Origin of the sequence: Candidatus Pelagibacter sp. HIMB1509 (genome assembly GCF_052047855.1) — a bacterium.
Lineage (GTDB): Bacteria > Pseudomonadota > Alphaproteobacteria > Pelagibacterales > Pelagibacteraceae > Pelagibacter.
In genome coordinates, this window is the sequence record NZ_JBNAIU010000001.1 from 112,016 (window position 1) to 138,741 (window position 26,726).

General features: G+C 29.9%; 17 protein-coding genes and 2 tRNA genes. 8 read left to right on the forward strand and 11 right to left on the reverse strand.

Annotated elements, in window-relative coordinates; translation table 11 throughout:
* The first annotated feature begins 7 nt into the window (after nt 1–7).
* Nucleotides 8–754 carry an alpha/beta hydrolase gene (locus ACTTBO_RS00565; RefSeq protein WP_440655716.1) on the forward strand — a complete coding sequence of 249 codons (747 nt, stop codon included), beginning with the start codon at nt 8–10 and terminating at the stop codon, nt 752–754.
* On the opposite strand, the gene gltB is transcribed toward ACTTBO_RS00565, so the two are convergent.
* Entirely contained in the window at nt 747–5,252 is a 4,506-nt protein-coding gene (gltB, locus tag ACTTBO_RS00570) for a glutamate synthase large subunit (RefSeq protein ID WP_440655718.1), read from the reverse strand. The two genes, ACTTBO_RS00565 and gltB, sit on opposite strands and share 8 nt — an antisense overlap.
* On the reverse strand, nt 5,252–6,691 hold the full coding sequence (locus ACTTBO_RS00575) for an NAD(P)-dependent oxidoreductase (protein WP_440657123.1): 1,440 nt from the start codon (nt 6,689–6,691) through the stop codon (nt 5,252–5,254). Before ACTTBO_RS00575 ends, gltB begins: the two co-directional genes overlap by 1 nt.
* A 182-nt stretch (nt 6,692–6,873) precedes the next feature.
* Between ACTTBO_RS00575 and ACTTBO_RS00580 the strand changes: the two genes are divergently transcribed.
* Complete coding sequence (locus tag ACTTBO_RS00580) at nt 6,874–7,638, forward strand: undecaprenyl-diphosphate phosphatase (protein WP_440655719.1); 765 nt, start codon at nt 6,874–6,876, stop codon at nt 7,636–7,638.
* Here the strand turns inward: ACTTBO_RS00580 and ACTTBO_RS00585 are convergent.
* Genes ACTTBO_RS00585 through aceE form a run of 3 tightly spaced genes read right to left on the reverse strand, consistent with a single transcriptional unit; the run spans nt 7,635 to nt 12,841 of the window.
* Nucleotides 7,635–8,528, reverse strand: a complete 894-nt coding sequence (locus ACTTBO_RS00585) for a DMT family transporter (RefSeq protein WP_440655721.1) — start codon at nt 8,526–8,528, stop codon at nt 7,635–7,637. The genes ACTTBO_RS00580 and ACTTBO_RS00585 overlap by 4 nt on opposite strands.
* A 6-nt stretch (nt 8,529–8,534) precedes the next feature.
* Nucleotides 8,535–9,797: a 2-oxo acid dehydrogenase subunit E2 gene (locus tag ACTTBO_RS00590; protein WP_440655722.1), complete on the reverse strand. Its 1,263-nt coding sequence runs from the start codon at nt 9,795–9,797 to the stop codon at nt 8,535–8,537.
* The gene (gene aceE, locus ACTTBO_RS00595) at nt 9,797–12,841 is read right to left on the reverse strand and encodes a pyruvate dehydrogenase (acetyl-transferring), homodimeric type (RefSeq protein WP_440655723.1); all 3,045 of its coding nucleotides are present in this window, start codon (nt 12,839–12,841) and stop codon (nt 9,797–9,799) included. The genes ACTTBO_RS00590 and aceE overlap by 1 nt, the downstream gene beginning before the upstream one ends.
* 147 nt (nt 12,842–12,988) lie before the next feature.
* Between aceE and ACTTBO_RS00600 the strand changes: the two genes are divergently transcribed.
* Nucleotides 12,989–13,065: transfer RNA gene (locus tag ACTTBO_RS00600), tRNA-Arg, on the forward strand.
* Between the two features lie 117 nt (nt 13,066–13,182).
* Entirely contained in the window at nt 13,183–13,608 is a 426-nt protein-coding gene (locus tag ACTTBO_RS00605) for a PaaI family thioesterase (protein WP_440653399.1), read from the forward strand.
* Nucleotide 13,609: 1 nt separating this feature from the next.
* Here the strand turns inward: ACTTBO_RS00605 and ACTTBO_RS00610 are convergent, their stop codons facing one another.
* The 4 genes from ACTTBO_RS00610 to ACTTBO_RS00625 form a co-directional block, all read right to left on the reverse strand.
* Nucleotides 13,610–15,931, reverse strand: a complete 2,322-nt coding sequence (locus ACTTBO_RS00610) for a TRAP transporter permease (protein WP_440655724.1) — start codon at nt 15,929–15,931, stop codon at nt 13,610–13,612.
* A gap of 72 nt (nt 15,932–16,003) precedes the next feature.
* The gene (locus ACTTBO_RS00615) at nt 16,004–17,008 is read right to left on the reverse strand and encodes a TAXI family TRAP transporter solute-binding subunit (protein WP_262590104.1); all 1,005 of its coding nucleotides are present in this window, start codon (nt 17,006–17,008) and stop codon (nt 16,004–16,006) included.
* An 84-nt stretch (nt 17,009–17,092) separates the two neighbouring features.
* Nucleotides 17,093–18,319, reverse strand: coding sequence for a pyridoxal phosphate-dependent aminotransferase (locus tag ACTTBO_RS00620; RefSeq protein ID WP_440655725.1), 1,227 nt, complete (start codon nt 18,317–18,319; stop codon nt 17,093–17,095).
* Nucleotides 18,320–20,281 carry an acetoacetate--CoA ligase gene (locus ACTTBO_RS00625; RefSeq protein WP_440655726.1) on the reverse strand — a complete coding sequence of 654 codons (1,962 nt, stop codon included), beginning with the start codon at nt 20,279–20,281 and terminating at the stop codon, nt 18,320–18,322.
* 174 nt (nt 20,282–20,455) lie between these two features.
* Between ACTTBO_RS00625 and ACTTBO_RS00630 the strand changes: the two genes are divergently transcribed.
* The 4 genes from ACTTBO_RS00630 to ACTTBO_RS00645 are packed head-to-tail and all read left to right on the forward strand — an operon-like array spanning nt 20,456 to nt 24,539.
* Complete coding sequence (locus ACTTBO_RS00630; protein WP_440655728.1) at nt 20,456–22,933, forward strand: helicase-related protein; 2,478 nt, start codon at nt 20,456–20,458, stop codon at nt 22,931–22,933.
* A gap of 4 nt (nt 22,934–22,937) precedes the next feature.
* Nucleotides 22,938–23,354, forward strand: coding sequence for a TerB family tellurite resistance protein (locus ACTTBO_RS00635; RefSeq protein ID WP_440613524.1), 417 nt, complete (start codon nt 22,938–22,940; stop codon nt 23,352–23,354).
* Nucleotides 23,351–23,677: a ferredoxin FdxA gene (gene fdxA, locus ACTTBO_RS00640; RefSeq protein WP_075484280.1), complete on the forward strand. Its 327-nt coding sequence runs from the start codon at nt 23,351–23,353 to the stop codon at nt 23,675–23,677. The genes ACTTBO_RS00635 and fdxA overlap by 4 nt, the downstream gene beginning before the upstream one ends.
* Nucleotides 23,634–24,539 carry a CarD family transcriptional regulator gene (locus ACTTBO_RS00645; protein WP_440655729.1) on the forward strand — a complete coding sequence of 302 codons (906 nt, stop codon included), beginning with the start codon at nt 23,634–23,636 and terminating at the stop codon, nt 24,537–24,539. The genes fdxA and ACTTBO_RS00645 overlap by 44 nt, the downstream gene beginning before the upstream one ends.
* A gap of 359 nt (nt 24,540–24,898) precedes the next feature.
* Here ACTTBO_RS00645 and ACTTBO_RS00650 read toward each other — a convergent pair whose 3' ends face one another.
* Together ACTTBO_RS00650 and ACTTBO_RS00655 are read right to left on the reverse strand one after the other, a co-directional pair.
* The gene (locus ACTTBO_RS00650; RefSeq protein ID WP_440655730.1) at nt 24,899–26,596 is read right to left on the reverse strand and encodes an AMP-dependent synthetase/ligase; all 1,698 of its coding nucleotides are present in this window, start codon (nt 26,594–26,596) and stop codon (nt 24,899–24,901) included.
* Nucleotides 26,597–26,602: 6 nt separating this feature from the next.
* Nucleotides 26,603–26,687: transfer RNA gene (locus tag ACTTBO_RS00655), tRNA-Leu, on the reverse strand.
* Between the last annotated feature and the right edge of the window lie 39 nt (nt 26,688–26,726).

Sequence of the window (26,726 nt, forward strand, 5' to 3'; positions counted from 1 at the left end):
AACGATTATGGCAAATTTCAGATTCCACAAAATATCAAAGTCTAAGAAAATTAGACATATTTGTAAAATTTATAAAAATTCTCCATTCATAGTTTTCTTGCATGGATTTATGTCAGATCTTGAAGGAAAAAAGCCAGAAGCTTTTTTAAAATTTGCAAAAAAAAATAAAATAAGTTTTCTTGCTTTAGAATATTCAGGTCATGGAAAATCTACAGGTAAATTCACAAATGGAAATATTTCAAAGTGGACTAAAGAAACTTCTACATTAATAAATAAATACATAAAAAATAATAATTTTTATGTTATTGGTTCAAGTATGGGCGCTTGGATTGCTTTACGACAATTCAAAATATTTAAAAAACAAATTATGGGATTTTTAGGAATTGGGTCGGCACCTGAGTTTTTAGAAAATTTGATGTGGAAAAGATTCTCTAAAAAAATAAAGCAAGAAACAATCCAAAAAGGTATATATCACCTAAAACATGGGAATTATGAGTATCCAATCACTTATCAGCTTATAAGAGATGGAAGAAAAAATAGAGTTTTAAATAAAAAAATAAATTCAAAAATTAATGTTACCATGGTGCATGGTGAATATGATGAAGCTGTGCCGGTAAGTTTTTCTAGAAAAGTTTTAAAAATATTTCCAAAAGCAAAAAAGAAATTGATCATTGTAAAAAAAGGTGACCATAGCTTATCAAATAAGAAATGGCTTAATATAATCTTAAAAGAATTAAAATTATTAATTAACTAACTTCTTTTATAACTTTTTTTAAACTGATAGGGTTTTTAAGTTTATCCAACATTTCTTTAGGACAAACCTGAATGAAATTATTAATTTTATTATCATAATTTTCAATTATTTCTTTAGATAACAAAGATCCTGTCTCTTCATGGTGTTCTTTGATTAAATTTTTTAAACTTTCTTTCCAATAATCTGTTTCAACATTCTGCCAAACTACTGACTCTGGGTTTACTTTTTTTTCAAATTCTTGTGATTTGTCATAGATAAATGCCATACCACCTGTCATACCAGCAGCAAAGTTATCTCCAACATCTCCAAGAATTACTACAGTTCCACCAGTCATATACTCACAACCATTCGAGTCACATCCCTCAATAACTGTAACTGCACCTGAATTTCTTACAGAAAATCTTTCACCAGCCTGACCGGCTGCAAAAAGTTTTCCAGATGTTGCTCCGTATAGAACTGTATTTCCTAAGATAGTATTTTCATTTGAAACTAAGTTACTTTCCTCTGGTAGTCTTATAGAAATTGTAGCTCCTGAAAGACCTTTGCCAACATAATCATTTGCATCACCTTTTAATACCAACTTCAAACCTTTGGATGAAAAGGCTCCAAAAGATTGGCCAGCTGATCCTTTAAAGTTTAATATTAAAAAATTATCATCAAGTTTTTCATAGCCATATTTTTTATATAAATGATGAGAAATTCTTGTCCCAACTGCTCTATGAGTATTTTTAATTAAATATTCTTTTTCAATTTTTTCAGAATTATCTAAAGCCTTTTCAATCTCTGGCCATATTTCTTGGTCTAGAGTATCTGGCACTGAATTAATTTCTTGGTTTTCACAGTATCTAGTATTGTTCCCAGTATCTGCTTGAACAAACAAAGGATTTAAATCTAAATCATCTAAATTATCTGAACCCTTACTAACTTGTCTAAGTAAGTCAGTTCTACCAATAATATCGTTTAATGATTTAAAACCTAATTTAGCTAAAATTTCTCTAACCTCAGTTGCTATAAACGTAAATAGATTAACAACCTTATCTGGTGTTCCAGTAAATTTTTCTCTTAATTTTTCATCTTGAGTACAGACACCAACGGGGCATGTATTCGAATGACATTGTCTTACCATTATGCATCCCATTGCAACTAGAGCCGTTGTTGCAACTCCATACTCTTCTGCTCCCATCATGGCTGCTATAACGACATCTCTACCTGTTTTAATCCCCCCATCAGTTCTAAGTGTAACTGTGTGTCTAAGATTATTTAATGTTAAAACCTGATTAGCCTCTGTTAATCCCATCTCCCATGGAATACCTACATATTTTACACTTGTTTGCGGGGTAGCTCCAGTACCACCGTTATGTCCTGAAATTAATATTATGTCTGCTTTTGCTTTGGCAACTCCTGCAGCAATAGTCCCAACTCCTGAGGAAGCAACTAGTTTTACTCCAATTCTCGCTTTTGGATTAATCTGTTTTAAATCATAAATAAGCTGCGCAAGATCTTCAATTGAATAAATATCGTGGTGTGGTGGAGGAGAAATTAGTGTTACTCCAGGCGTTGAGTGTCTTAACCTTGCTATTTCATCAGTAACTTTGAAACCTGGGAGCTGTCCACCTTCTCCTGGCTTTGCACCTTGTGCAATTTTTATTTCAATCTCATTGCAATTGTTTAAATAATTAACTGTTACACCAAATCTTGCTGAAGCTATTTGTTTTACTCTTGAGTTTGCACTATCTCCATTATCTAACACTTTAAATCTTTTTTCATCTTCACCGCCTTCACCACTACAAGAAGCACCTTTAATTCTATTCATGCCTGTAGCCAAAGTTTCATGTGCCTCTTTAGATAAAGCGCCATGAGACATGCTTCCACTTCCAAATCTTTTTAAAATATTTTCTATTGGTTCTACTTCTGAAATATCTATTGATCCCTTTAATTTTTTTTCTCTAAAATCAATTAAGTCCCTTAAATTTATTGGTGGTAAATTATAAATACCTTCTGCATATCTTTTATAAGCGTCATAAGAATTAGAACCAACTGCACTTTGAAGTAAATGTATAAGTTTCCCTTGATATTGGTGTGTTTCTCCATTTTTTCTATATCTATAAATACCTCCAATAGGAAGAATTGTATCAGTACTTTCAAATGCTTCTTTATGAATTGCTCTTATTTTTTTTTCGATTCCAGTAAGTCCAATACCAGAAATTTTAGACACAACTCCTGGAAAATAGTCTGAAACAATAGTTCTGCTTAATCCAACAGTCTCAAAGTTGCATCCACCTCTGTAAGAACTTAAAACAGAGATACCCATCTTAGACATAATTTTTAATAAACCTGCATTGACAGATTTAATGTATCTTTCAACACATTCTTCAAAGCTAAACTTTCCAAATAATTTTTTTTCAAATCTTTGATATAAACTGTCGAACGCCAAATAAGGATTTACTGTTGTTGCTCCAACACCAATTAAAGTTGCAAAAGAGTGTGTATCTAATGCTTCTCCAGATTGGACATTGATTGACACATAGCCTCTTAATTTTTTCTCAATTAAAAAAGAGTTGATTGCACCAACTGCAAGCAGCATTGGAATTGGAAGTTTTGAAATTGATAAATCTTTATCGCTAAGAATTAGTTGTGTAACACCCTGTCTAACAGCAATTTCTGCATCTTTTTGAATTTTTTTAATAGCTTCATACAAACTGTTACTTTCTTCAAAAGTACAATCAATTATTGCTGAATTATTTCCAAAAAAATTGATGAATTTTTCAAACTGAGAATTAGATAAAATTGGGCTATTAAGAACATAAATATTCTGTTTTGTTAAATTATCAAAATCTAGAATATTTCCTAGATTTCCAAATCTTGTTTTTAAACTCATCACTTTGTTTTCTCTTAAAGAGTCTATTGGTGGATTTGTAACTTGGCTAAAATTTTGTCTAAAAAAATGATACAGAGGTCTATATTTATCTGATAACACAGCTAAAGGGGTGTCATCGCCCATAGATCCTGTAGCCTCTTTTGCATCCTCAGCCATAGGGTGTAAAATTAATTCAAGATCCTCTAAACTAATTCCAAAAGTATACTGTCTTCTTCTTAAATCATCCCCTGAAAAAGAATTTTTTTCATCTTCAATATTTAGTTTGTCATCTAAATCAATAATTTGTGAATTAAAATGTTTATACTCTTTTGCTAAGTAATCCTTAATTTGTTTATTAGTAAATACTTTACCTTTTTCGATTCTTACTCCTATAATTTCTCCAGGACCTAATCTTCCTTTTGATAAAATTCTTTTTTCATTTAGTTCGATCATCCCAGTTTCTGAGCCTGCAAACAATAACTTATCCTTTGTGATTGCATATCTTAAAGGTCTTAATCCGTTTCTATCATTTGCTGCAATAACCCACTCATTGTCAGTTCCGGCTATAGCGGCAGGCCCATCCCAAGGTTCCATTGTGCTATTTAAAAAATTAAATAACTGCTGATGATCTTTTGGCAAAGTCTTATTCTTCTTAGACCATGCATCTGGAACTAACATTAGTTTAGCTAATGGTGCAGGTTGACCTGAAATGTTTAATAATTCGAAAACATTATCTAAAGCTGCAGAATCTGAGGCTCCTTGTTGAATAACTGGCTTAAGATTTTCTATATCATCAAATAATAGACTATTCATTTCTTGCTCATGAACTTTCATCCAATTTTTATTTCCTCTATAAGTGTTAATTTCTCCATTATGTGCAATTGCTCTGAATGGTTGAGCAAGATTCCAGCTTGGAGCCGTATTGGTTGAAAACCGCTGATGAAATATTGCGTATCTTGATACAAATCTTTCATCATTTAAATCTAAATAAAATTCTGAAATTGCTTCAGCTAAAAACATTCCTTTGTAAATAATTGACTTTGAACTTAATGAACAAATATAAAAATTATTTAATGATTTTTTGAAAGCTTCGTTTTCGATTTTTCTTCTTGTCTCATAAATTTTTCTCTCCAAATCTTTATTTGTAAGCTCTTTATTATGAGGTTTGAAAAGTACCTGAATAATTTCAGGCATAGTTTGAAAAGCTTTTTCACCTAAAACCTTTGGATTAACAGGAACTTGTCTCCAGCCATAAATATTAAAATCATTTTTCGTTAGTTCGCTTTCAACAATTGTTTTACAGCTCTCTTGTGCAGCATAGTCATTACGTGGAAGAAAAATCATTCCTACGCAGATTTCAGAATTATCGTGTGTGTGTCCAGTAACCTCAATTTTTTCAATAAAAAAATCTTTTGGAATTTCTACGTGAATTCCAGCTCCATCTCCTGTTTTTCCATCGGCATCTACCGCACCCCTATGCCAAACAGCTTTTAAAGCTTCAATTCCATACTCAACAACATTCCTGGATTTTTTTCCCTCTGTTGAAGCTATTAAACCTACTCCACAAGCATCATGCTCCATATCTTCAGAATAGACATTGTTTTTCTTAAGTAGATCAAAATTTTTTTTATAAGTTTTCATTAAGCAACTTTTTTCTCATTTTTGGATTTTGTTTCTAAATAATTTTTTATGGAAACTGCTGCGTCTCTCCCATCTTTAATTGCCCAAACAACTAATGAAGCTCCTCTAACGATGTCTCCAGCCGCAAAAACACCACTTAGATTAGTTTCCATAGTATCAAAATCTGTTTTTATTGTTCCCCATTTTGTAACTTGAAGTTCATTGCTATCAAATAAATTAGGTAAATCCTCTGGATCAAATCCAAGAGCTTTAATAACCATATCTGCTTTTATTTCATAACTTGATCCTTCTTGTACTTCAGGTTTTCTTCTGCCAGTTTCATCTGGTTCACCTAACTTTATTTGATCTACAATTAAATTTTCTACCTTATTAGTCCCTTTAAATTCTTTAGGACTAGATAGCCATACAAATTCAACACCCTCTTCTTCAGCATTTGCAACTTCTCTTGCTGAACCAGGCATATTTTCTTTATCTCTTCTATATAAACATTTTACTGATTTTGCTTTTTGTCTTATTGAAGTTCTCACACAATCCATTGCTGTATCACCTCCACCAATTACAACAACATCTTTTCCCTCAGCATTTAGAATTCCCTTGTCAAATAATTCAACATCATCGCCCAATCCTTTCTTATTTGATGCTGTAAGAAAATCCATTGCTGGAAAAATGTTATCTAAATCATTACCTGGTAAATTAACTTCTCTTGCTTTGTAAACTCCTGTTGCAATTAATACTGCATCATGTTTTTTTCTTAATTGCTCTAAGCTTGCATCCTTTCCAACTTCAAAATTTTGTATGAATTCTATTCCACCATCTTTTAAAAGCTTTGTTCGTCTTTGAACTATTTCTTTTTCTAATTTAAAATTTGGAATTCCATATATTAACAATCCTCCAGCTCTATCATAACGATCGTAAACTGTAATTTTATACCCATTTTTTCTTAACTGTTCTGCCGCCGCTAATCCGGCAGGACCAGCTCCTATAATTCCAACACTTTGATTTTTTTCATTTGTAACTTCAATTGGTTTAACCCAACCTTGTTCCCAGGCGTTATCTGTTATATATTTTTCAACAGAACCAATTGTAACTGTTCCATGACCAGACTGCTCAATTACACAATTTCCCTCGCATAATCTATCCTGCGGACAAATTCTTCCACAAACCTCAGGCATATTGTTAGTGCTTTGGGAAAGCTCGTATGCTTCTTTTAATCTTCCTTCAGCAGTTAACTTTAGCCAATCAGGAATATTGTTACTTAAAGGACAATGAACCTGACAGAAAGGAACTCCACATTGAGAACATCTGCTTGATTGCTCTTTAGCTTTTTCATTGATATATTCGTCATATATCTCGTTAAAATCCTTTTTTCTTTGATCAACCTCTCTTTTAGGTGGAGTTTGTTGACCTATTTTTACAAATTTTAACATCTTGTCAGTCATATAAAATATAATTTTAGGCAAATTATATAATGATTTTGTTTAATAAAGCATTAAATAGGTCATATTTATTGACCTTTAAGCTCTCATTTTTGTTATAAATAAACAGGTTTCTAATAAATGCATAGCTACTATGATCAAATCGTATTGTTTGAAATATAAGCTTTATAAGCTACGAAGAAATTATGTTTCAGAATATTATAGAAGTTTTAATCCTTTCAGCAATTCAAGGGGTTTCAGAATTTCTTCCGATAAGTTCTTCTGCACATTTAATTTTAGTTTCAAGTTTATATGAATTTAAATCTAGCTCATTACTAATTGATATAAGCCTTCATCTTGGATCTCTTTTTGCAATAGTTTATTACTTTAAAGAAGAGTTATTAAACATAAATAAAAATAAAAGACTAATAAGTTTAATTGTTATTGGATCTATTCCATTAATAATCTTTGGATATTTTTTGTATACCACAGGGCTAATTTATAGTTTACGAAACATTAAAACTATTGCATGGACAACTTTAATATTTGCGGTTGTTTTATATATCTCTGACAAGAGTCGTTTTGATAAAAAAATTTCTACAAATTTAAATATTCAATCAATTCTATTTATAGGAATAATGCAAATTTTATCATTGATACCTGGAGTAAGCAGAGCAGGTATTACAATAACAGCTGCGAGGATTTTAAAATTTAATAGAGTAGATTCGAGTAAAATATCTTTTTTACTATCTATCCCAGCATTAGCTGGTTCAAGTGTACTTAGTTTAAAAGATATTTTTAATCAACCAACAGAATTTAATTATTTGGTAATAATTGCAATTATATCTTCTTTTATTCTTTCTTTTTTAACAGTTAAATATTTTTTAATTTTTATAAATAAGTTTTCTATGAATGCATTTGTAATTTATAGAATAATAATTGCTTTAGTATTGTTTAGTTTAATTTATTAAATTTTTTTTCTTTTTATAAGTGGGAGTAATTGTGATAATAAAACTCCACACAAAATAAAAAAACATCCAAGTATATTATTTATATCTAATACTTGATTTAAAATAAACCATGCAGCTACAGTTGCAAATACACCCTCAAGGGAGAAAATAATTGCTGCTGGTGCAGGTGAAATATTTTTTTGTGCATAAATCTGTAATACAAATGCAAATCCTCCAGATAATATTCCAGCATATAATATAGAATATATTTCCATTAGAATGTTGTTCCAAACAAATTCTTCATAAAGAATTCCAATGAAAAAAGATAAAATAGCTACGATTAAAGTTTGAATTGCTCCAATTGTAAGTGGAAGATTGTATTTAGAAATAATAATTCCAGTAAATATAATATGTGTGCTCCAAAATAAAGCTCCTAGTACAACCAAAGTATCTCCCAACCTAACAGTTGCATCGTAAAAATTTGTTAATAAATATCCTCCAATTAAACATAAAATTACTGAAGGCCATACACTCCAATGAATTGATTTTTTTCCAAACAAATAAATTATGATAGGCACCATAGGTACATAAAAGATGGTAAAAAAGGCTGCATTTGCAACATCTGTATAGAGCAAAGCAACCTGTTGTAATGCAGAACCTAAAAATAAGGATAATCCTATTAAAGACACATAATTTATAAATTTTTTTTTATCTGTCTTTAATTCTGATTTAAAATTTTTTAACTCAAATAAAATTACGAGTGGGGTAATAGCTAAAAAACCAACAAAAAATCTAACAGCATTAAATGTGAAAGGACCAATATTGTCCATACCAGTATCTTGAGCAATAAAAGTTGTGCCCCATATAAAAGTACATAACAAGGCACTAAATAGGGAAATGGGTTTGGACATTTTAGACTATACAGCTAGCTTATAAGCAAAATTTTTGCCTAAGTTTTCTTTAAGATCATTGTTAAATCTTGCTGCCTCAGCACCATCAATAATTCTATGATCATAAGACAAAGAAATCGGTAACATTGTTCTAGTTTGAAACTTTCCATTTATATACATTTGTTTTTTCTCTGATCTTCCTACTCCTAAAATTGCTACTTCAGGATAATTTATTATTGGTGTAAAAAATGATCCACCTATTCCACCCAAACTAGTAATGGTCATCGAACCACCAAACAATTCTTTTTTGTCTATTTTTAAATTTCTACAAAGCTCGCTTACCTCTCTCAGCTCTCTACTAATATGAGAAATTTTTTTATTATTAGCGTTTCTAATTTTTGGAACCATTAGTCCATTTGGAGTGTCTACAGCTATACCTACATGGTAATATTTTTTCACTGTCATTTTGCCAGTTTCAATTTCATCAATTGAGGAATTAAAACTTGGAAACTTTTGGAGCGAAGCAACTAAGGCTTTTACAATAAATGCTAAAGGAGTAATTTTAATTTTTTCTCCTGTATAAATATCAGTCAAAGAATTTCTGAAGCTTTCCATTTCTGTAATATCAGCCTCATCATGATTTGTAACATGAGGTATAGTGGTCCATGAATTTGTTAAATACTTTGATGATAATTTTTTTACTCTTGGTATATCTGTGATCTCTATTTCACCAAAATCTGAATGCTCAAATTCATTTTTAATTTTGTTTGATTTTTTTTCCTCAACAACTTCAACTTTATTATTTGATCTTAACGCTACAAATTTTTTTATATCATCTTCAACTACTCTTCCATCTCTCTCGCTTCCTAAAACTTTATTTATATCTACACCGAGTTCTCTAGCAAATTTTCTAGCTTTTGGGCTTGCTGATGAAATGTTAGATACATTATTTAAAACTTTAGTTTCTTGTTGAACTTCAGGTTCTATTACTTCAATTTTTTTGAACTCTTTTTCTATTATTGGCTTTTGTTCAACTTTTTGATTTATCTGTGATGACTTTTCTAAAGTTAAAATTAAATCTCCTTCAGATACTTTATCTCCAACTTTTATATTTAAGTTAGAAATTTTACCTTCAAAACTAGATGGTATTTCTACGCTAGACTTATCACTTTCTATTGTAATTAAAGGGTCATTTTTTTTAATTGATTGGCCTTTTTTTACTAATACCTCAATAACCTCAACATCTTTAAAATCTCCTATATTTGGTACCTTAATTTCAATATCTGACATTATAATTTTGTTGGCATAGGTTTATCGCCATCAATTTTGTATTTTTTCATAGCATCTTTTGCATATTTTGAAGCTATCAATTGTTCTTTTGCTAAAATACTTAATCCATAAGCTACTAAATGTTCTTTATCTACCTCAAAGAATTTTCTTAAATTTTTTCTAGTATCACTTCTTCCAAAACCATCTGCACCTAGAGAATAAAAGCTCTTATTGTTTGTGTAAGGTCTTATTTGATCAGAGTTCATTCTCATATAATCAGATGCTGCCATAATTGGTCCTTCAGTACTTCCAAGACATTGCTCTACATATGATTTTTTAGGAGTTTTGTCCGGATTTAGAAGGTTATATCTTTCAACTTCCATCCCATCTTTTCTTAACTCATTAAAACTTGTAACACTCCATATTTCACTATCAATTTGATAGTCGTTTTGTAAAATTTCAGCTGCTGACATCATCTCTCTTAATATCGTTCCTGAGCCTAAAAGTTGAAGTTTCGTTTTTTTATATTTGCTAAATTCCTTTATCTTATACATTCCTTTAAGAATTCCCTCTTCACAATTTTTATCCTTAGGCATTTCAGGATGTGAATAATTTTCGTTCATTGTTGTAATATAATAAAAAACATTTTCTTTCTTCTCATGCATTCTTCTTAGACCCTCTCTAAAAATAGTTGCCAATTCATAGTGAAATGTAGGATCATAAGTTACACAATTAGGAATTGTTGATGCAATCAAATGACTATGTCCGTCTTGATGTTGTAATCCTTCACCTGCTAATGTTGTTCTTCCGGCTGTTGCACCAACTAAAAAACCTCTAGCTTGGCTATCACCAGCAGCCCAAGCTAAATCTCCAATTCTTTGAAATCCAAACATAGAATAAAAAATATATATCGGTATCATTTCAATATCATGATTTGTGTAAGCAGTTGCAGCTGCTATCCAAGAAGACATCGCTCCTGCCTCATTAATTCCTTCTTCAAGTACCTGTCCACTTTTATCTTCTCTATAAGAACTTAGTTGTGCAGCATCTTCGGGCTCATATTTCTGTCCTTCATGAGCGTATATTCCAATTTTTTGAAAAAAACCTTCCATACCAAATGTTCTAGCTTCATCTGGGATAATTGGAACTAATCTAGGTGAAATATTTTTATCTCTTAACAAATTAGTTAACATTCTGACCAGCGCCATTGTGGTAGACATTTCTTTTTCACCAGTTGAAACTTTCATAAAATCAAAAATATCTTTTGATGGTGCTTTAATAGGTTTTGCAAAGGTTGATCTCTCTGGCAAATAACCTCCCAGTTTAAGCCTTCTTTCTTTTATGTATCTAATCTCTGGAGATTTTTCATCAGGCTTAAAGTATTCTATGTTTCTAACTTGTTCATCAGTTAGAGGAACGTCAAAACGATCTCTATAATACATAAGATCATCCACATCTAATTTTTTAGTTTGGTGAGTAGTGTTTACACTTTCACCTGTTTTTCCCATTCCATATCCCTTGATTGTTTTTGCAATAATAACAGTTGGACTTCCTTGGTTTTTAATTGCTTTATCATAAGCTGCGTATACCTTATGGGGGTCGTGTCCTCCTCGATTTAATCTCCAAATATCTTTATCTGACATAGATGAAACCATCTCCAAAGTATCTGGATTTTTTCCAAAAAACTTTTCTCGTACATATGCACCATCTCTTGCTTTCATGGCTTGGTATTCACCATCTACAGTTTCATTCATAATTTTTACTAATTGACCAGATTTGTCATTAGCTAATAATGAGTCCCAATATGAACCCCAAATAACTTTTATTACATTCCATCCAGCACCTCTGAAGCTACCTTCAAGTTCTTGTATAATTTTTCCATTTCCTCTTACAGGTCCATCAAGTCTTTGGAGATTACAATTAATTACAAAAATTAAATTATCTAGTTTTTCTCTAGCTGCTAATCCAATTGCACCCATGGATTCTGGTTCATCCATTTCACCATCTCCTAAAAAAGCCCAGACCTTTCGTCCTTCATCTTTAATCAATCCTCTATTGATTAAATATTTCATGTATCTTGCTTGATAAATTGCAAGCATTGGTCCTAACCCCATTGAAACAGTCGGAAATTGCCAAAAATTTGGCATTAGCCAAGGGTGAGGGTATGAAGATAATCCTCCAGGTTTTACTTCCTGTCTAAAACTATCTAATTGTTTCTCAGTTAATCTACCCTCTAAAAATGCTCTAGCATACATTCCAGGTGCACTGTGTCCTTGGAAATATACTAGATCACCTCCAAATTTATTGTTTTTTGCTCTCCAAAAATGATTCATTCCAACATCATATAAAGTTGCAGCAGATGCAAAGGTTCCTATGTGTCCACCTAATTCTGGAAATTTTTTGTTAGCTCTTACTACCATTGCAGCTGCATTCCATCTGATCAGAGATCTTATTCTTCTCTCAATATTTTGATCTCCATTTGATTTTATTTCAGCCTCAGGAGGAATGGTATTTATATACGGAGTATTTTGGGTGTAAGGAATATTTGCTCCTTCACGATAGGCTTTGTTAATTAATTCCTTAATTAAAAAATGAGCTCTTTGATTTCCATCTTTTGAAATTACTGCAGATAAAGACTCTAGCCAATCTTGAGTTTCTAAAGGATCTGTATCTAATCCATTTGTAACTTGAATTATAGATTGTTTTTTTTCTTTAGCTGGCTCTGGAACATTCACCGGCTCCTCTTTTTTATTTACAGCCATTGCTTCCTCAGCTTGTTTAATAATATTTTCTGTATCTTTAGGAAGATTGCTCTCTGGAAGACTTTTGGTTGAATTGCTTAAACTTAAAAGTAAATCACCTTTTGAAACTTTATCACCTACTTTGACATTAACGGTGTCAATTTTTCCTGAAATAGTTGATGGGATTTCAACACTAGATTTATCACTTTCAATTGTAACTACTGGATCATTTTCCTTGATTATATCTCCAGGCTTCACAAGTAATTCTATCACCTCAACATTCTCAAAATCACCGATGTCAGGAACAAGTAGTTTTTTGCTCATTATTTAAAAGGCTTATACACTCAAATAAAATATATTTTTATGTTATTTTATCACATTAATTAATCTTTTTATGCAAAGCTGTGTTTTAATTGAACAAAATTTGTTAATAAAACCTCAAAATACAGTATCTTTAATAAAATTAATTTTGGACCGCTGGCCAAATTGGATAAGGCGCTCGGCTACGAACCGGGAGATTCCAGATTCGAGTTCTGGGCGGTCCACCAAAAAAGGATAAAAATGATTGATTGGCTTTTAAAAGCATCTTTACAAAAATCAGTAATTTACTTTTTTATAATTATCGCATTGTTATTATTGCTATTAACAATTGTATTGTAAATTTTATGAGTAATGAATTTGAACAAATAAGCTTAACACCTGGTTTTATGAAACACAATGGAGGTGTTTTGTTTAGAAACATTTCTGAAACTGAATATGAATTTAAATCTACTATAAATGAAAATCACTTAAATGCTGCTGGTATAACTCATGGAGGCTATCTATCAGCATTAATAGATGCAGGTGCCGGAACCGCTGCTCACAGATCTGCGAGTAATGCTCCATGTGTAACTATTTCATTAGATATCAAGTTTATTGGTGCCTCAAAAGTTGGTGATGAAATTATTGGACATACAAAAATTTTAAAAAAAACTAATACATTAATATTTTTATTTTGTGAGCTTAAATGTAATAACAAAATTATCACATCAGCAACAGGTGTTTGGAAAATTTTAAAAGTTAAACCTTCAAACTTAGGTCCAGGTGGTTAATTTATTCTTTTCTTCTGATATTAAAATATCCACAAATAACTAATAAAATTAAAGCGATTGGATAAACTATATTTTTCGATGGTCTATCAAAGTTTTCAATTTTGAATTCACTAATATAATCACCCATTTCAAAACCATTTTTTTTTGCCTCTCCATTCCATTTTAAATTATCAACAATTATTTTTTCATCTTGCACCAATAAAGTAATCCCATAATCCTCTAGAGTAAAATGATCTTCAAAGGTATTTTTTGATATTACAAAAAGTTTATATCTTTCTCCATATAAACTGGGTCTTGTTACTTTAATTTGGATTTCTTTTTTTGAATCAAATTTTAATGAATTGATTTTATTAATTTCTTGATAATTATATTTTGGGTAAAATTTATTTAGAACAAAATCTGGAGACAATAAAGAAATAGAAATAATTAAAAAAATAATTATCTCATACCATTTAAGTCTATTTACAAACCAACCTTGAGTTGCTGATGTAAAAACTAAAATTCCGATTAATGTTGTTATAATAACAATAAGCCCATGCCAGATATTCTCAATACCAATAAGTAAAAGTTCATGATTAAACAAAAAGACTATTGGTAATATTCCTGTTCTTAAACTATACCAAAATGCTTGAACTCCAGTCCTTAATGGGTCTCCTCCAGATATTCCTGCAGCTGCATAAGAAGCTAGTCCTACTGGCGGTGTTACATCTGCCATCAGTCCAAAGTAAAAAACAAATAAATGAACTGATATAAGTGGAAAAATAAACCCAGATGCATTTCCAACATCAACTAAAACAGTTGCCATCAAAGATGCAACCACAACATAGTTTGCTGTAGTTGGTAAACCCATTCCTAACAACAAACATAAAATTATTGTTAAAAATAATAGTATTGTGACGTTATCTTTAGCAATAGATTCGATAACAATAATTAAGTTTGTACTTAAGCCTGTTGAGCCAACTGCACCTACTATGATACCAGCTGTAGCAATTGCTATACCAACTGCTACCATATTCAATGCCCCTTTTTCAAAACCAACGATTGTTTGATTAAACCATTCTTTAAAAGAATCTTTAGAGTAATTATTTTTAATAATTAAGTTAATTAGATTTACTAAAATTAAAGTAATTGTTGCATAAAAAATTGAATACGAAGCAGTGAACCTTAAATAAACAAGAGTATAAATTAAAACAAAAATAGGAATTAAAAAGTGAATTCCAGATAAAAATGTTTTTTTCAAATTAGGAACATCGGCATCGTCCATTCCTTTGAGATTTAATTTTAGAGCTTCTAGGTGAGATATATAAAATAGAGCAATATAAGAAATAATTGCAGGTAAAAAAGCATGTTTAACTATTTCAAAATAAGTAACCCCAATAAAACTTGCCATTACAAATGCTGCGGCACCCATCACAGGCGGCATTATTTGTCCATTTACAGATGATGAAACCTCAATTGCACCTGCCTTTTCTTTAGAGAAACCTGTTTTTTTCATTATTGGAATAGTAAATGTTCCAGTAGTTACGGTATTAGCAATTGATGATCCTGAGATTAAGCCAGTCATTCCTGAACCTAGAATTGCAGCTTTGGCTGGTCCACCTCTCATTTTACCAACCATCGCAAAGGCTAAATCTAAAAAATATTTACCTCCACCTGCTGTTTCGAGTAAGGCACCAAATAAAACGAACAGAAAAATAAAATCTACAGAAACACCAATAGGGATTCCAAATATTGCCTCTTGATCCAACCATTGAAATCCTACTAATCTATTTAAAGACAAGCCTCCATGAGAAATTATCTCTGGTGCATACCTTCCAAAATATGAAAATAATAAAAAACAAGTTGCAATGATTACCAAAGGTAATCCAATTGCTCTTCTTGTGGCCTCTAAAAGTATTAAAATACCACATCCTCCTAAAATTAATTCCACTGGAAAATTGAATGTATCAGTGATTTTCAAACTTAAAAGAACACCACCCCTCTCTACTAATTGATCATAAAAAAAATAAATATAGAGACAAGAAAAAGCGCCCACAAAACTTATAATAATATCAAAAAATGAAATTTTTTTTCTTTTTGCTACTGGGTAGATTAAAAATGCTAAAGTTAATGCAAATCCTAAATGTATTGCTCTCGCAGGTAAACCTTTAAACATTCCAATATTCAACATAAATGGAAATGGTGATGCGTACCAAAGTTGAAATAAGGACCAGATGATAGCTATTGCAGAAACTACCTTTAAATGAAATCCAGTAATGTTTCTGGTTGGTGATAAATCTTCGCTTATTTTATTTTTTATATTGGTGCTAATTGAATCACTCATAAGAAATATTCATACCATAAAAAAAAGGCCCGGTAAAAATTACCAGGCCTTTTAAAAAGTAAAAAACTTAGATTACATTAATCCAGCTTCTTTATAATATTTAATTGCACCAGGATGTAGTGGAGCAGATAAACCATCTTTAATCATGTTTTTCTTTTCCAAAAATCCAAATGCTGGATGTTGTTTTTTGAAATCGTCAAAGTTTTCAAAAACTGCTTTTGTAACTAAGTACACTAGTTCTTCAGAAACATCTGCTGAAGTTACCACAGTTGCTTTAACACCAAATGTAGTAGCATCTTTTTTCTGTTTAGTATAAGTGCCTTTAGGAATTACAGCCTGTGCATAATAATCAGCACCATCAATTAAGCCTTGAACTTCTGGTCCAGTCAAATTGATTGGAGATGCTTTAGCAGCACAAGTTGCGGCTTGTTCCATTGCACCATTTGGAAATCCAACCGAATAACCAAATGCATCAATTTTACCATCACATAAAGCTTTCACTTGCTCTGAAGAAGTTAACTCTGTCGTTGATTTAAAGAAACTATTATCAACACCCATAGCTTTCATTAGTTCTTCCATAGTTCCTCTCTGACCTGAACCAGGGTTACCAATGTTTACTACTTTACCTTCTAAGTCTGCAAAATCTTTAATTCTTGCTTTTTTTCTAGCCCAAATTTGAAAAGGTTCGTTGTGAACTGAAAACACAGCTCTCAAATCACTAAATTGTTTTCCTTCCCATTTGCTTGAACCATTCACTGCGTGATATTGCCAGTCAGATTGAGCTACACCAAATTGAAATTCTCCAGCTGCTATTTGTCCAATATTGTAGTTTGAACCACCTGTCGATGGAGCAGTACATCTATACGCTTTAGCTGTGCCTTTTTTTCTACCGTGCTCAGCACTAATCGCTGATTTATGAAGCATTTTACATATAGCGTTACCTGTTTGGAAATATACTCCAGTAGGTCCACCAGTTCCTATCGTGAAGAACTCAGCTGATTTAGCAACTGTAGTTAAGGACAGTGATGCAAATAAAATCAGTAAAGCACTTGATAGGGATGTTATTATTTTTTTCATTATTTTTCCCTCTCTATAATTGTATGTCGTTATTTTTTATAAATTAATCTTACCAAAAAATTATAATAGATGTATAGGCTGATTTTAAAGATTTTCTGACCATTTTTTTAAATTATCAACACCTTCTACAATCTTTGGTGCCAACTTTTCGATTATATTAAAATCAATAGATTGATCTTCCTTAATACTATTCATGAATTTTTCTCCATCAAAATCAGTAAAGCTTAATCTTGCAAGCATTTTACTTTCATTAAATCCAAAATCTGATCCAGGTAATAATGCAACACCTGTTTCTTTTAAAATATTTTCACACATTTCTGATGAAGTTTTAAATTTAGAATTTAAAAATTCAGGCATTAAATAGAAACCTCCTTGGGGTTCATTAATTAAAATTTTGTTTGATTTTAAATTTTGATAAACATAATTGCCGACAGCCTTTAAAATGTTTCTAGATTTATTAATGTATTTACTATGATTGTTTTCATATGCTTTTATTGCAGCATATTGGATAGGCGCACTTACTGCTGAAAAGGTTTCACTGGCTAAAACATTAATCATATTTTTTATGTCATTTAAGCTCTCTGGAACAATAAAATATCCCAATCTCCAACCACCAGCTCCACACCATTTACTTAGGCCGGTACTGATAATTGTTTTTTCAGGACAAAAATTTGAAATAGACTTATAATTTTTTGTAAAAGTCAGTTCTGAATATATCTCATCAGATAAAATTATAAGATTATGTTTATTTGCAACATTAGAAATCTCTTCCAAATTTTCACAAACTTGTCCTGAAGGATTATTGGGGGAATTTAAAAATAATAAATAATTTTTATTTTTATCTTTTAATATTACTTCCTCTGTTTCTTGAGCTGTAGGGAACCAATTATTTTCTCTTTTTGTTTGTAAAATTTGAATTTTGTTTCTTCCTAATATTGCTTGTGGCGCGTAAGAAACCCAACTTGGTGCAGGTAATATAATTTCACCATCGAATATTACATGAAGTAAAAACATCAACTCTTTAGAGCCTGGTCCTATGATGACATTTTCAGAATTATATTCATAATTTTTTTTCTTTGATGTGTATTTTGCAACAGACTGTCTTAGCTCTGAAAGACCTTGCATGGGCAAATATTTGTTTTGATACGCATTATTTTTAAGCTCTTCTACTACGTCTTGTGGAACTTTAAAGGGTGATTGTCCAAAACCAAATTTAAATATTTTTTTTCCTTCATCTTCAAGTTTTTTTGAAGCTTCATTAATTGCTAGCGTAGAAGATGGTTTTAAATCTTTAACTATATTTTTTAACATTTAATAACTTAACTGTTTCAAATTTTTGTATTGTTTTAAAACTTCTGGGTTTGCTAAAGCTTCTTTATTTTTAACAACACTTCCTTCTATAGTGCTTTTAACTGCAAGCTCAACAATTTTACCACTTTTGGTTCTTGGAATATCTTTTACAACAATTACTTTACTAGGGACATGTCTTGGTGATGCATTTATTCTTATTTGAGTTTTTATTCTATTAAGTAAAGAATCATTAAGTATGTATTCATTACTCATTACAACAAAAAGAATTATTCTTATATCATTATCCCAAGATTGACCAACTACTAGTGCTTCTTTAATTTCTTTAAACTTTTCAACCTCAGAATATATTTCAGCAGTACCAAGTCTTACACCTCCTGGATTAAGGGTAGTGTCAGATCTTCCATGTATAATAAAACCATCGGTATTTCTTTTTTCAGCATAATCACCATGATGCCAAATATTTTTATATCTATTGAAGTAAGCTTTTTTATATTTTACGTCATTTTTATCATTCCAAAATTTAAGAGGCATTGATGGAAATGGATTTTTACAAACAAGTTCACCTTTAGAATTTTTTAAAGATTTACCACTATCATTAAAGACATCAACATCTAAACCTAAGCCAGAATTTTGTATTTCACCAATATTTACTGGCTGATATACATTTCCTAAAACAAAACACGATACAATATCTGTACCACCCGAAATAGATGAGAGATGAACTTTCTTTTTAATATTTTTGTAAACATATTTAAAACCTTCACTTGATAAAGGAGAACCTGTTGAACATATTGTTTTTAGTTTTTGAAGTTTATATTTAAATTTAAGATTAGGTTCTAATTTTCTTAGAGCATCAACATATTTAGCACTAATTCCAAACAGAGTAATTTTTTCTCTTTGTGCTATTTTTAAAAGTAAATCACTTGATTTATACATTGGAGAACCATCAAAAAGTACTATTGATGCCTTTGAAGCTAACGAGCTTACTAACCAATTCCACATCATCCAACCACAAGTAGTAAAATAAAACACGTTATCATTTTCTTTTATATCGCAATGTAATTGGTGTTCTTTCTTATGTTGAAGAAGAACTCCACCAGTTCTGTGGCAAATACATTTTGGTTTTCCAGTTGTTCCACTTGAATATAAAATAGTCAACTCACTTTCGAAATCATACTTTTTAAAATTTATTTTTTCAGATTGATTATGAATAATCTCACGCCATTTAATTAAATTTATTTTCTTATATTTACTTTTATTAGTGACATATTTTTTTCCAGGATAATTAACAATCACAACATTTTTAATTGACGGAATAGATTTTAAAATTTCAGATAATCTCTCTAATACATTAATTTTTTTCCCATTGTAAAAATACTGGTCTGTAATGAATAAAACTTTTGGATTAATTTGAGAAAATCTCTCAACAACACCTTTAATACCAAAATCAGGACTGCATGATGACCAAATGCTTCCTATAGTGCTCGCTGCTATAAACGCCTCAACTGTCTCGATAGTATTAGGCATATAAGCAGCAACTCTATCTCCTTTTTTAATTTTAATTTCCTTTAAAAACTTTACAATTTTGCCTGTACTTAAATTTAATTCTCTCCAAGATTTTTCTTCTCTAAAGCCATTTTCGCTTATAAAAGTAATCGCCTTATCATCATTATTTTTTGACAATAAATTCTCACCAAAATTTAACTTACTACCTGGTAAGAATAAATTTTTATAAAATATTTTAGATTTTTTAATTTTTTTTTTACTTTTCAATCCTTTAATTTCTGAAAATTCCCAAAAATAATTCCAAAACTCAGGAGAATTTTTAATAGTCCAATTTAAAAAAGTTTTGTAATTTAAATTAAATTTTTTTTTGATTTTTTTTGAAATAAATTTCTCAAAAGCATAAAGATTTGAATTTTTTTTCTCTTTAAAAGATGCTTCCCAAAGTTTATTGGTCATTTTTATTTTTTTAAATTACTATTATAGAATTAATCTCAATTATGATATTCTCATTAATATTAATATAAAAATGAGAACTTTTTACCCTCCGATTCGGTCATGTTTTAGTCTATTTTTGTTCTTTAGCACTAACAATATCTGGTAGGTAAAAAAAATTATACACCAAAGATAGAAATGCCTAAAAATAAAATTACAGCTGTTCTTGGTCCAACAAACACAGGTAAAACTCATCTTGCAATTGACACAATGCTATCTTTTGACAGCGGAATGATTGGGTTCCCATTAAGATTATTAGCAAGAGAGGTTTACGATAAAGTAATAAAAAAAATTAGTATAGACAAAGTTGCTTTAATTACTGGTGAAGAAAAAATAATTCCTACAAACGCAAAATATTATTTATGCACAGTAGAATCAATGCCTATTGAAAAACATTTAGAATTTGTGGGCATAGATGAAATTCAAATGTGTGCAGATCATGAAAGAGGTCACATATTCACAGATAGATTATTAAATTTAAGAGGTGAAAAACTTACAATGCTAATGGGTTCTAGTACTATTAAAAACATCATATCTAAATTAAATGAGGATTTAGAATTTATTAATAGAGATAGATTATCAAAACTCACTTATGCCGGACATAAAAAGATATCAAGAATAAATAGAAAAACTGCAATCATAGCTTTTTCAGCGGAGGAAGTTTATGCAATAGCAGAATTAATAAGAAGACAAAAGGGTGGGGCAGCTATAGTTATGGGTTCATTAAGTCCTAAAACGAGAAATGCTCAAGTAGAACTTTACCAATCTGGAGATGTTGATTTTTTAGTAGCCACTGACGCTATTGGAATGGGAATAAATATGGATCTAGATTATGTATATTTTTCAAATCTTAAAAAATTTGATGGAAAAAAATTAAGAAAATTAAATTTATCTGAAATAGGTCAAATAGCGGGAAGAGCTGGAAGATATTTGAATGATGGTGGTTTTGGAATAACTGGTGATTGTAAAGAAATTTCACCTGAAGAAGTGGAATTAATTGAAGGACATAAATTTGAAGAAATAAGAACTTTATTCTGGAGAAATTCTAATCTTAATTTTAATAACCCAAATTCACTGATTAAAAGTCTTGAAGAAAGACCCCAGATGGAATGGTTAAGAAAAGTTCACGAATGTGAGGATGAAAGAGCGCTAAAATATTTTATAAAAGATGAAAAAAATAATCTAGAATTTAACGAAAAAACTCTCAAATTATTATGGGAATGTTGTCAGATACCTGATTTTGTTAAAAAAACCTACGGCAATCATTATGAAGTGATCAGAAATGTTTTTAAATTTTTAAACAGTGAAAAAGGTCTAATTTCAGAAGATTACATGAGATTACAGCTCATGAAACTTGATAAATTAGAGGGAAATGTAGATTCTTTATCAAATAGAATTGCAAATGTAAGAACTTGGTCTTATGTTTCAAATAAAAATAATTGGGTAGAAAATCAAAATTATTGGATAGAAAAAACAAAACATTTAGAAGATAGACTTTCTGACAGACTTCATGAAGAACTTACCAAGACTTTTATCGACAAAAGAGCAAGTATACTTGCAAGAGGTTTAAAACAAGACATGGAATTCAAAACTGAAATATTACAGAACAATGACGTTAAAATAGATGATCAGTTTATTGGTAAAATCAAAGGTTTGAAATTAGAATTAGATTTAAAAAAAGGCTCTCTTGAAACTGATATCAAGTCATTAAAAAAAGCTGCTAGACAATCAATTGGACCTGAGTTTGATAAAAGAATTCAGTCAATTTTAGATACAGGATTAATAGATTTAAAAGAGGATTTTAAAATATATTGGAATGAATTTCCAATTGCTAGACTGTTACCAGGAAATGATTATTTAAGTCCTAATTTTACTTTAGTTGTTGATGACATTATTGAACAAAATCCAAAACAAAAACTAAATGATTTTATTCAAAAATGGCTAAACTCGAAAATAAGCGATGTCTTGAAAAGTTTAATAGATTTAAAAAACATCAAAGAGGATAAATCTTCAATTAAGGCTTTGGCTTATCAGCTTTATGAAAATAATGGTGTTTTAAAAAGAGAACAAGTTTCTGATTATTTAAAAAATCTTGAACAAATAGATAGAAAAGTACTTAGAGAATTGGGTGTAAAATTTGGAAGATACCATGTATTCCTTTATCAGCTTATAAAACCAGATGCTGTATCTTTAAGAACCTTATTGTGGAAAAATTTTCATCAAAAATTCTATAATTTAAAACCACCAACTTTTGGATTGAATTTTTTAGAAGATAAAGATTCTCAAAATAAAAACTTTATGCTTCTCTGTGGATTTGAAAAATTTGATGATCTTTTTGTAAGAATAGATATTCTTGAAAGACTTTTTGTACAAATTATTAATGCTACTTCAAAAGAAAATAATGAAATAAAAATGATACCTGAAATGTTAAATCTTTTAGGATGCAGTAAAGAGAACTTTAAAAAATTATTACAAAAAATGGGTTATAAAACTTATGAGAAAGAACAAGACATGTTTTTTAAATATAATCCTGTTAAAAAATTTAAAAAAATACAGAACAAAAAAGTTTCAAATGAAAATCCATTTAAAGTTCTTAAAAATCTCAAGCTAGGTTAATTTTATGTTTTTTAAAAAGACAGATAAAAAAGAAGAGAATAATTTTATAGTAAAAGTTTGTGCTTTATTAATCCATGCTGCAAAAATAGATGAAAATTATACTGACAAAGAGGAGGAAATAATTAAAAAAACACTTCTAGAGTTGGGCCTTGAAAGTGAAAAAATCACAAAAACTATACAAGATGCAAAAATTATTGAGGAAAATTCAAACCAAATTTTAGACTTCACAAGAGAAATTAAAAATTTACCTGAAAAAGATAAAATTAAAATTGTGGAAGCTCTTTGGTCAATTATTTATTCTAATGAAGATGCGGATATGTATGAAACAAATCTTATGAGAAGATTAGCGGGACTTTTATACATTGACAGTAAAACTATGGGGGATATTAAGCATAGATTAAAAGAGGAAAGTAAAGAGTGACTTATATTGTAAACGACAATTGTATTAAGTGTAAGCTTACTGATTGTGTAGACGTTTGTCCGGTTGATTGTTTTTATGAAGGTAAAAATATGCTTGTAATTAAACCGGATGAGTGTATAGATTGTGGCGTTTGTGAGCCAGAGTGCCCCGTTGATGCTATAAAAGCAGATACAGAACCTGGAAGCGAAAAATGGTTAGAGATCAATAAAAAATATTCAGAAATCTGGCCAAACATAAGTGAGAAAAAAGATCCCCCAGCGGATCACGAAAAATTTAAAAATGAGCAAAATAAGTACGAAAAGTATTTTAAAGAAAATCTTTAAAGGTAAATCAGATAAAGAAATGACAAAAAAAGTTAAAAAGAAAAAAGTAACTAAAGTTAAAAAAGTTGTAAAAACTAAAACTAAAAAAGTCAAAAAAGTAGTAGTAAAAAAAGCTAAAAAAGTATTAAAAAAAATTCCAAACAAATCTCCTAAAATAAAAAAAGTTTCAAAAACTACTGAAACGCCAGATGAACCGAAAGTTGATAATTTAAGAATATCAAAAACTAATGAGGTTAAACCTGAGATAAAAAAAGTTAAAAAACAAGAAACTGAAAAAAGAGAATTTAAAATTAAAGATTATGTTGTTTATCCAAAACATGGCGTTGGTCAAATTACAGAATTTAAAAAAATAAATATCGGTGGTATTGATGTTGAAACATACGTTATCAAATTTGAAAAAGATAAAGCTAATGGTATGGTACCCGTTAACAAACAGTCTCACCTAAGGCATTTAGCAACAATTAATCAAGTAAACAAATGTATTTCTATATTAAAAAGTAAGCCAAAAATCAAAAGATCAATGTGGAGTAGAAGAGCACAAGAATATGAGGCAAAAATTTCATCAGGTAAAATTTATGAATTAGCTGAAGTTGTAAGAGATCTAAACAAAGGTGATGATCTTATGGTTGATCAATCTTATAGTGAAAGACAACTTTTTGAAAAAGCTTATGAAAGAATGCAATCAGAATTTCAGATAATTTTAAATTTATCACCAGAAGACACTCAAAAAAAATTAGATAAAGCATTAAAGAGAAATGTTGGTGGACAAGCACAAGCTATTAGCGCTACTCCTAAAACTCCAACTGCTGATTTACCTGTCGAAGAGCCTATTTCTGAAACTGACGAACCTTTAGACGAATAAAAAAAAACGCCTCTCACACAAAAAGTTATGAGAAGCGTTTTTTGTAAAGAATACTAAGTTATTATTTTCTTCTTTTCTTAGCCTTTTTAGCTTTTTTCTTAGCTTTTTTCTTAGCTTTTTTCTTAGTTTTCTTTGCCGCTTTTTTTCTTTTCTTAGGCATCTTTAGCTCCCTTTTTTGTTTAACGAATCAAATTGATTCGCTGTTAACTTATTTTTATTTTTTTATACAACTTATGTCAAATCATTAATTAAAAGCGAATTTTAAAAAAAATATTTTTTATTTTTTATTTTTTATAAAAAATTTTTTTATTAATTTAGTTAATGTTTATGCGGTAAATAAACTCTTAATTTAAAGAAATTTAATAAAGTTTTTCTATTTCACTTTTATACTTTTCAATAATTTTATATCTTTTTAACTTTAAAGTTGGTGTCATTAATCCATTTTCAATTGTAAATTGATCTTTAATTACAAAAAACTTTTTAATTTTTTCTATCTTAGATAAGTTTTTATTTATTGTTTCTATTTCTTTTGAAATGTTTTCATCTGACACATAGCTTTCATTATTATTTAAAACTAAAATAGCTATTAAATATGGTTTGTTATCTCCATAAACTAATGCTTGCTCTACATATTCAATCTTCGGTAAGTCATTTTCAATTTTTACAGGTGAAATATTGTCACCACCTGGTGTAATTAAAATATCTTTTTTTCTATCAGTAATTTTTAAGTATCCATTTTCAAAATGTCCTATATCTCCAGTATATAACCAGCCATCCTTTAAAACTTTTTCAGTCTCTTCCTTTTTGTTCCAATAACCTAACATAACATTTTCACCTTTAACCAGAATTTCACCATCATCAGCAATTTTCACCTCATTACCACTAAAAGCAGGACCTACTGTATCTATCCTTATATCTTTTATTGGGTTACAACTTACAACTGGAGAAGTTTCAGTTAACCCATATCCTTGCAAAGTCGGTAAACCTATCGAATTTAAAAAAACACCTACTTCTTTATCTAGCGCACCTCCTCCAGAAATGAATGCTTTTAAAGAACCTCCAAACTGAGCTTTTATTTTTTTTCTAACTATTTTTTCACAAATTGTATTTTGCACTTTTTCAAAAAAAGTAAGTTTTTGATTTGTTAGTACTTTTTCTCCTAGATATAGCATTTTGTTTATTAGAGATTTTTTAAAACCAGTAGCTTTATTAAAAGTTGAATTAATTTTTTGATACAGATTCTGATAAAATCTTGGAACAGCTGTCATAATATCTGGACTACACTCCCCCATATTTTTAATTAACTTATCTATACTTTCTGCGTAGTAAACTTCGGCACCTATTGCTATTTGGACAAACTGAACGGTGTGTTCATAGGAATGAGATAATGGTAACCAAGTTAAGAATTTAGGTTTGTAAGATATTATCTCTTTCAAAAGTGAAATAGAACCTTCACAATTATTTAAAATCCCCCCATGACTAAGCATTACTCCCTTGGGGTTACCTTGGGTTCCTGATGTATAAATAATACAAGCTACATCTTTTCTTGAAATTTCTAATTTTAAAAAATCGATCTCTTCACAATCGTTCTTTAGAAAAATATCTTTAATACATATGGTATCTGATTGACTGTCAATTTGATCAAAGGAGATAGCCTTTTTTATAAATGGCTTTGTAGAAATTATATTTTTAATTTTATTATATTGAACTTGATCTGAGACAATTATTACTGATGGATTACAATCATCAATTAAATATTCATAATCTCTTTCGGTATAAGTGGTATAAGCTGGCACGGTAATTCCACCTGCTAACATTATCGCTAAATCAGATATCATCCATTCAGGTCTATTTTCTGAAATTAATAAACATCTATCTTTTTTTTGAATTAAAGATTTAAGCTCGTCGCTTAATTTTAAAATATTCAAATAAGTATCTCTCCAAGAAAATTTATCGTTTGGATTTTTTAATGATTTTAGAAAAATTTGATCTGCTTTTTCTTTTGTATACTGATTATAAAATAGTTCTAAAAGATTATTATAGTTTTTTATATTCATAAACTTTGGTGGGCGAAGAGAGAATCGAACTCTCACTTCTTGCGAAACACGATTTTGAGTCGTGCGCGTCTACCAGTTCCGCCATTCGCCCATTAAATTAAATTATAATTAAATAGTATAAGAACTAAAA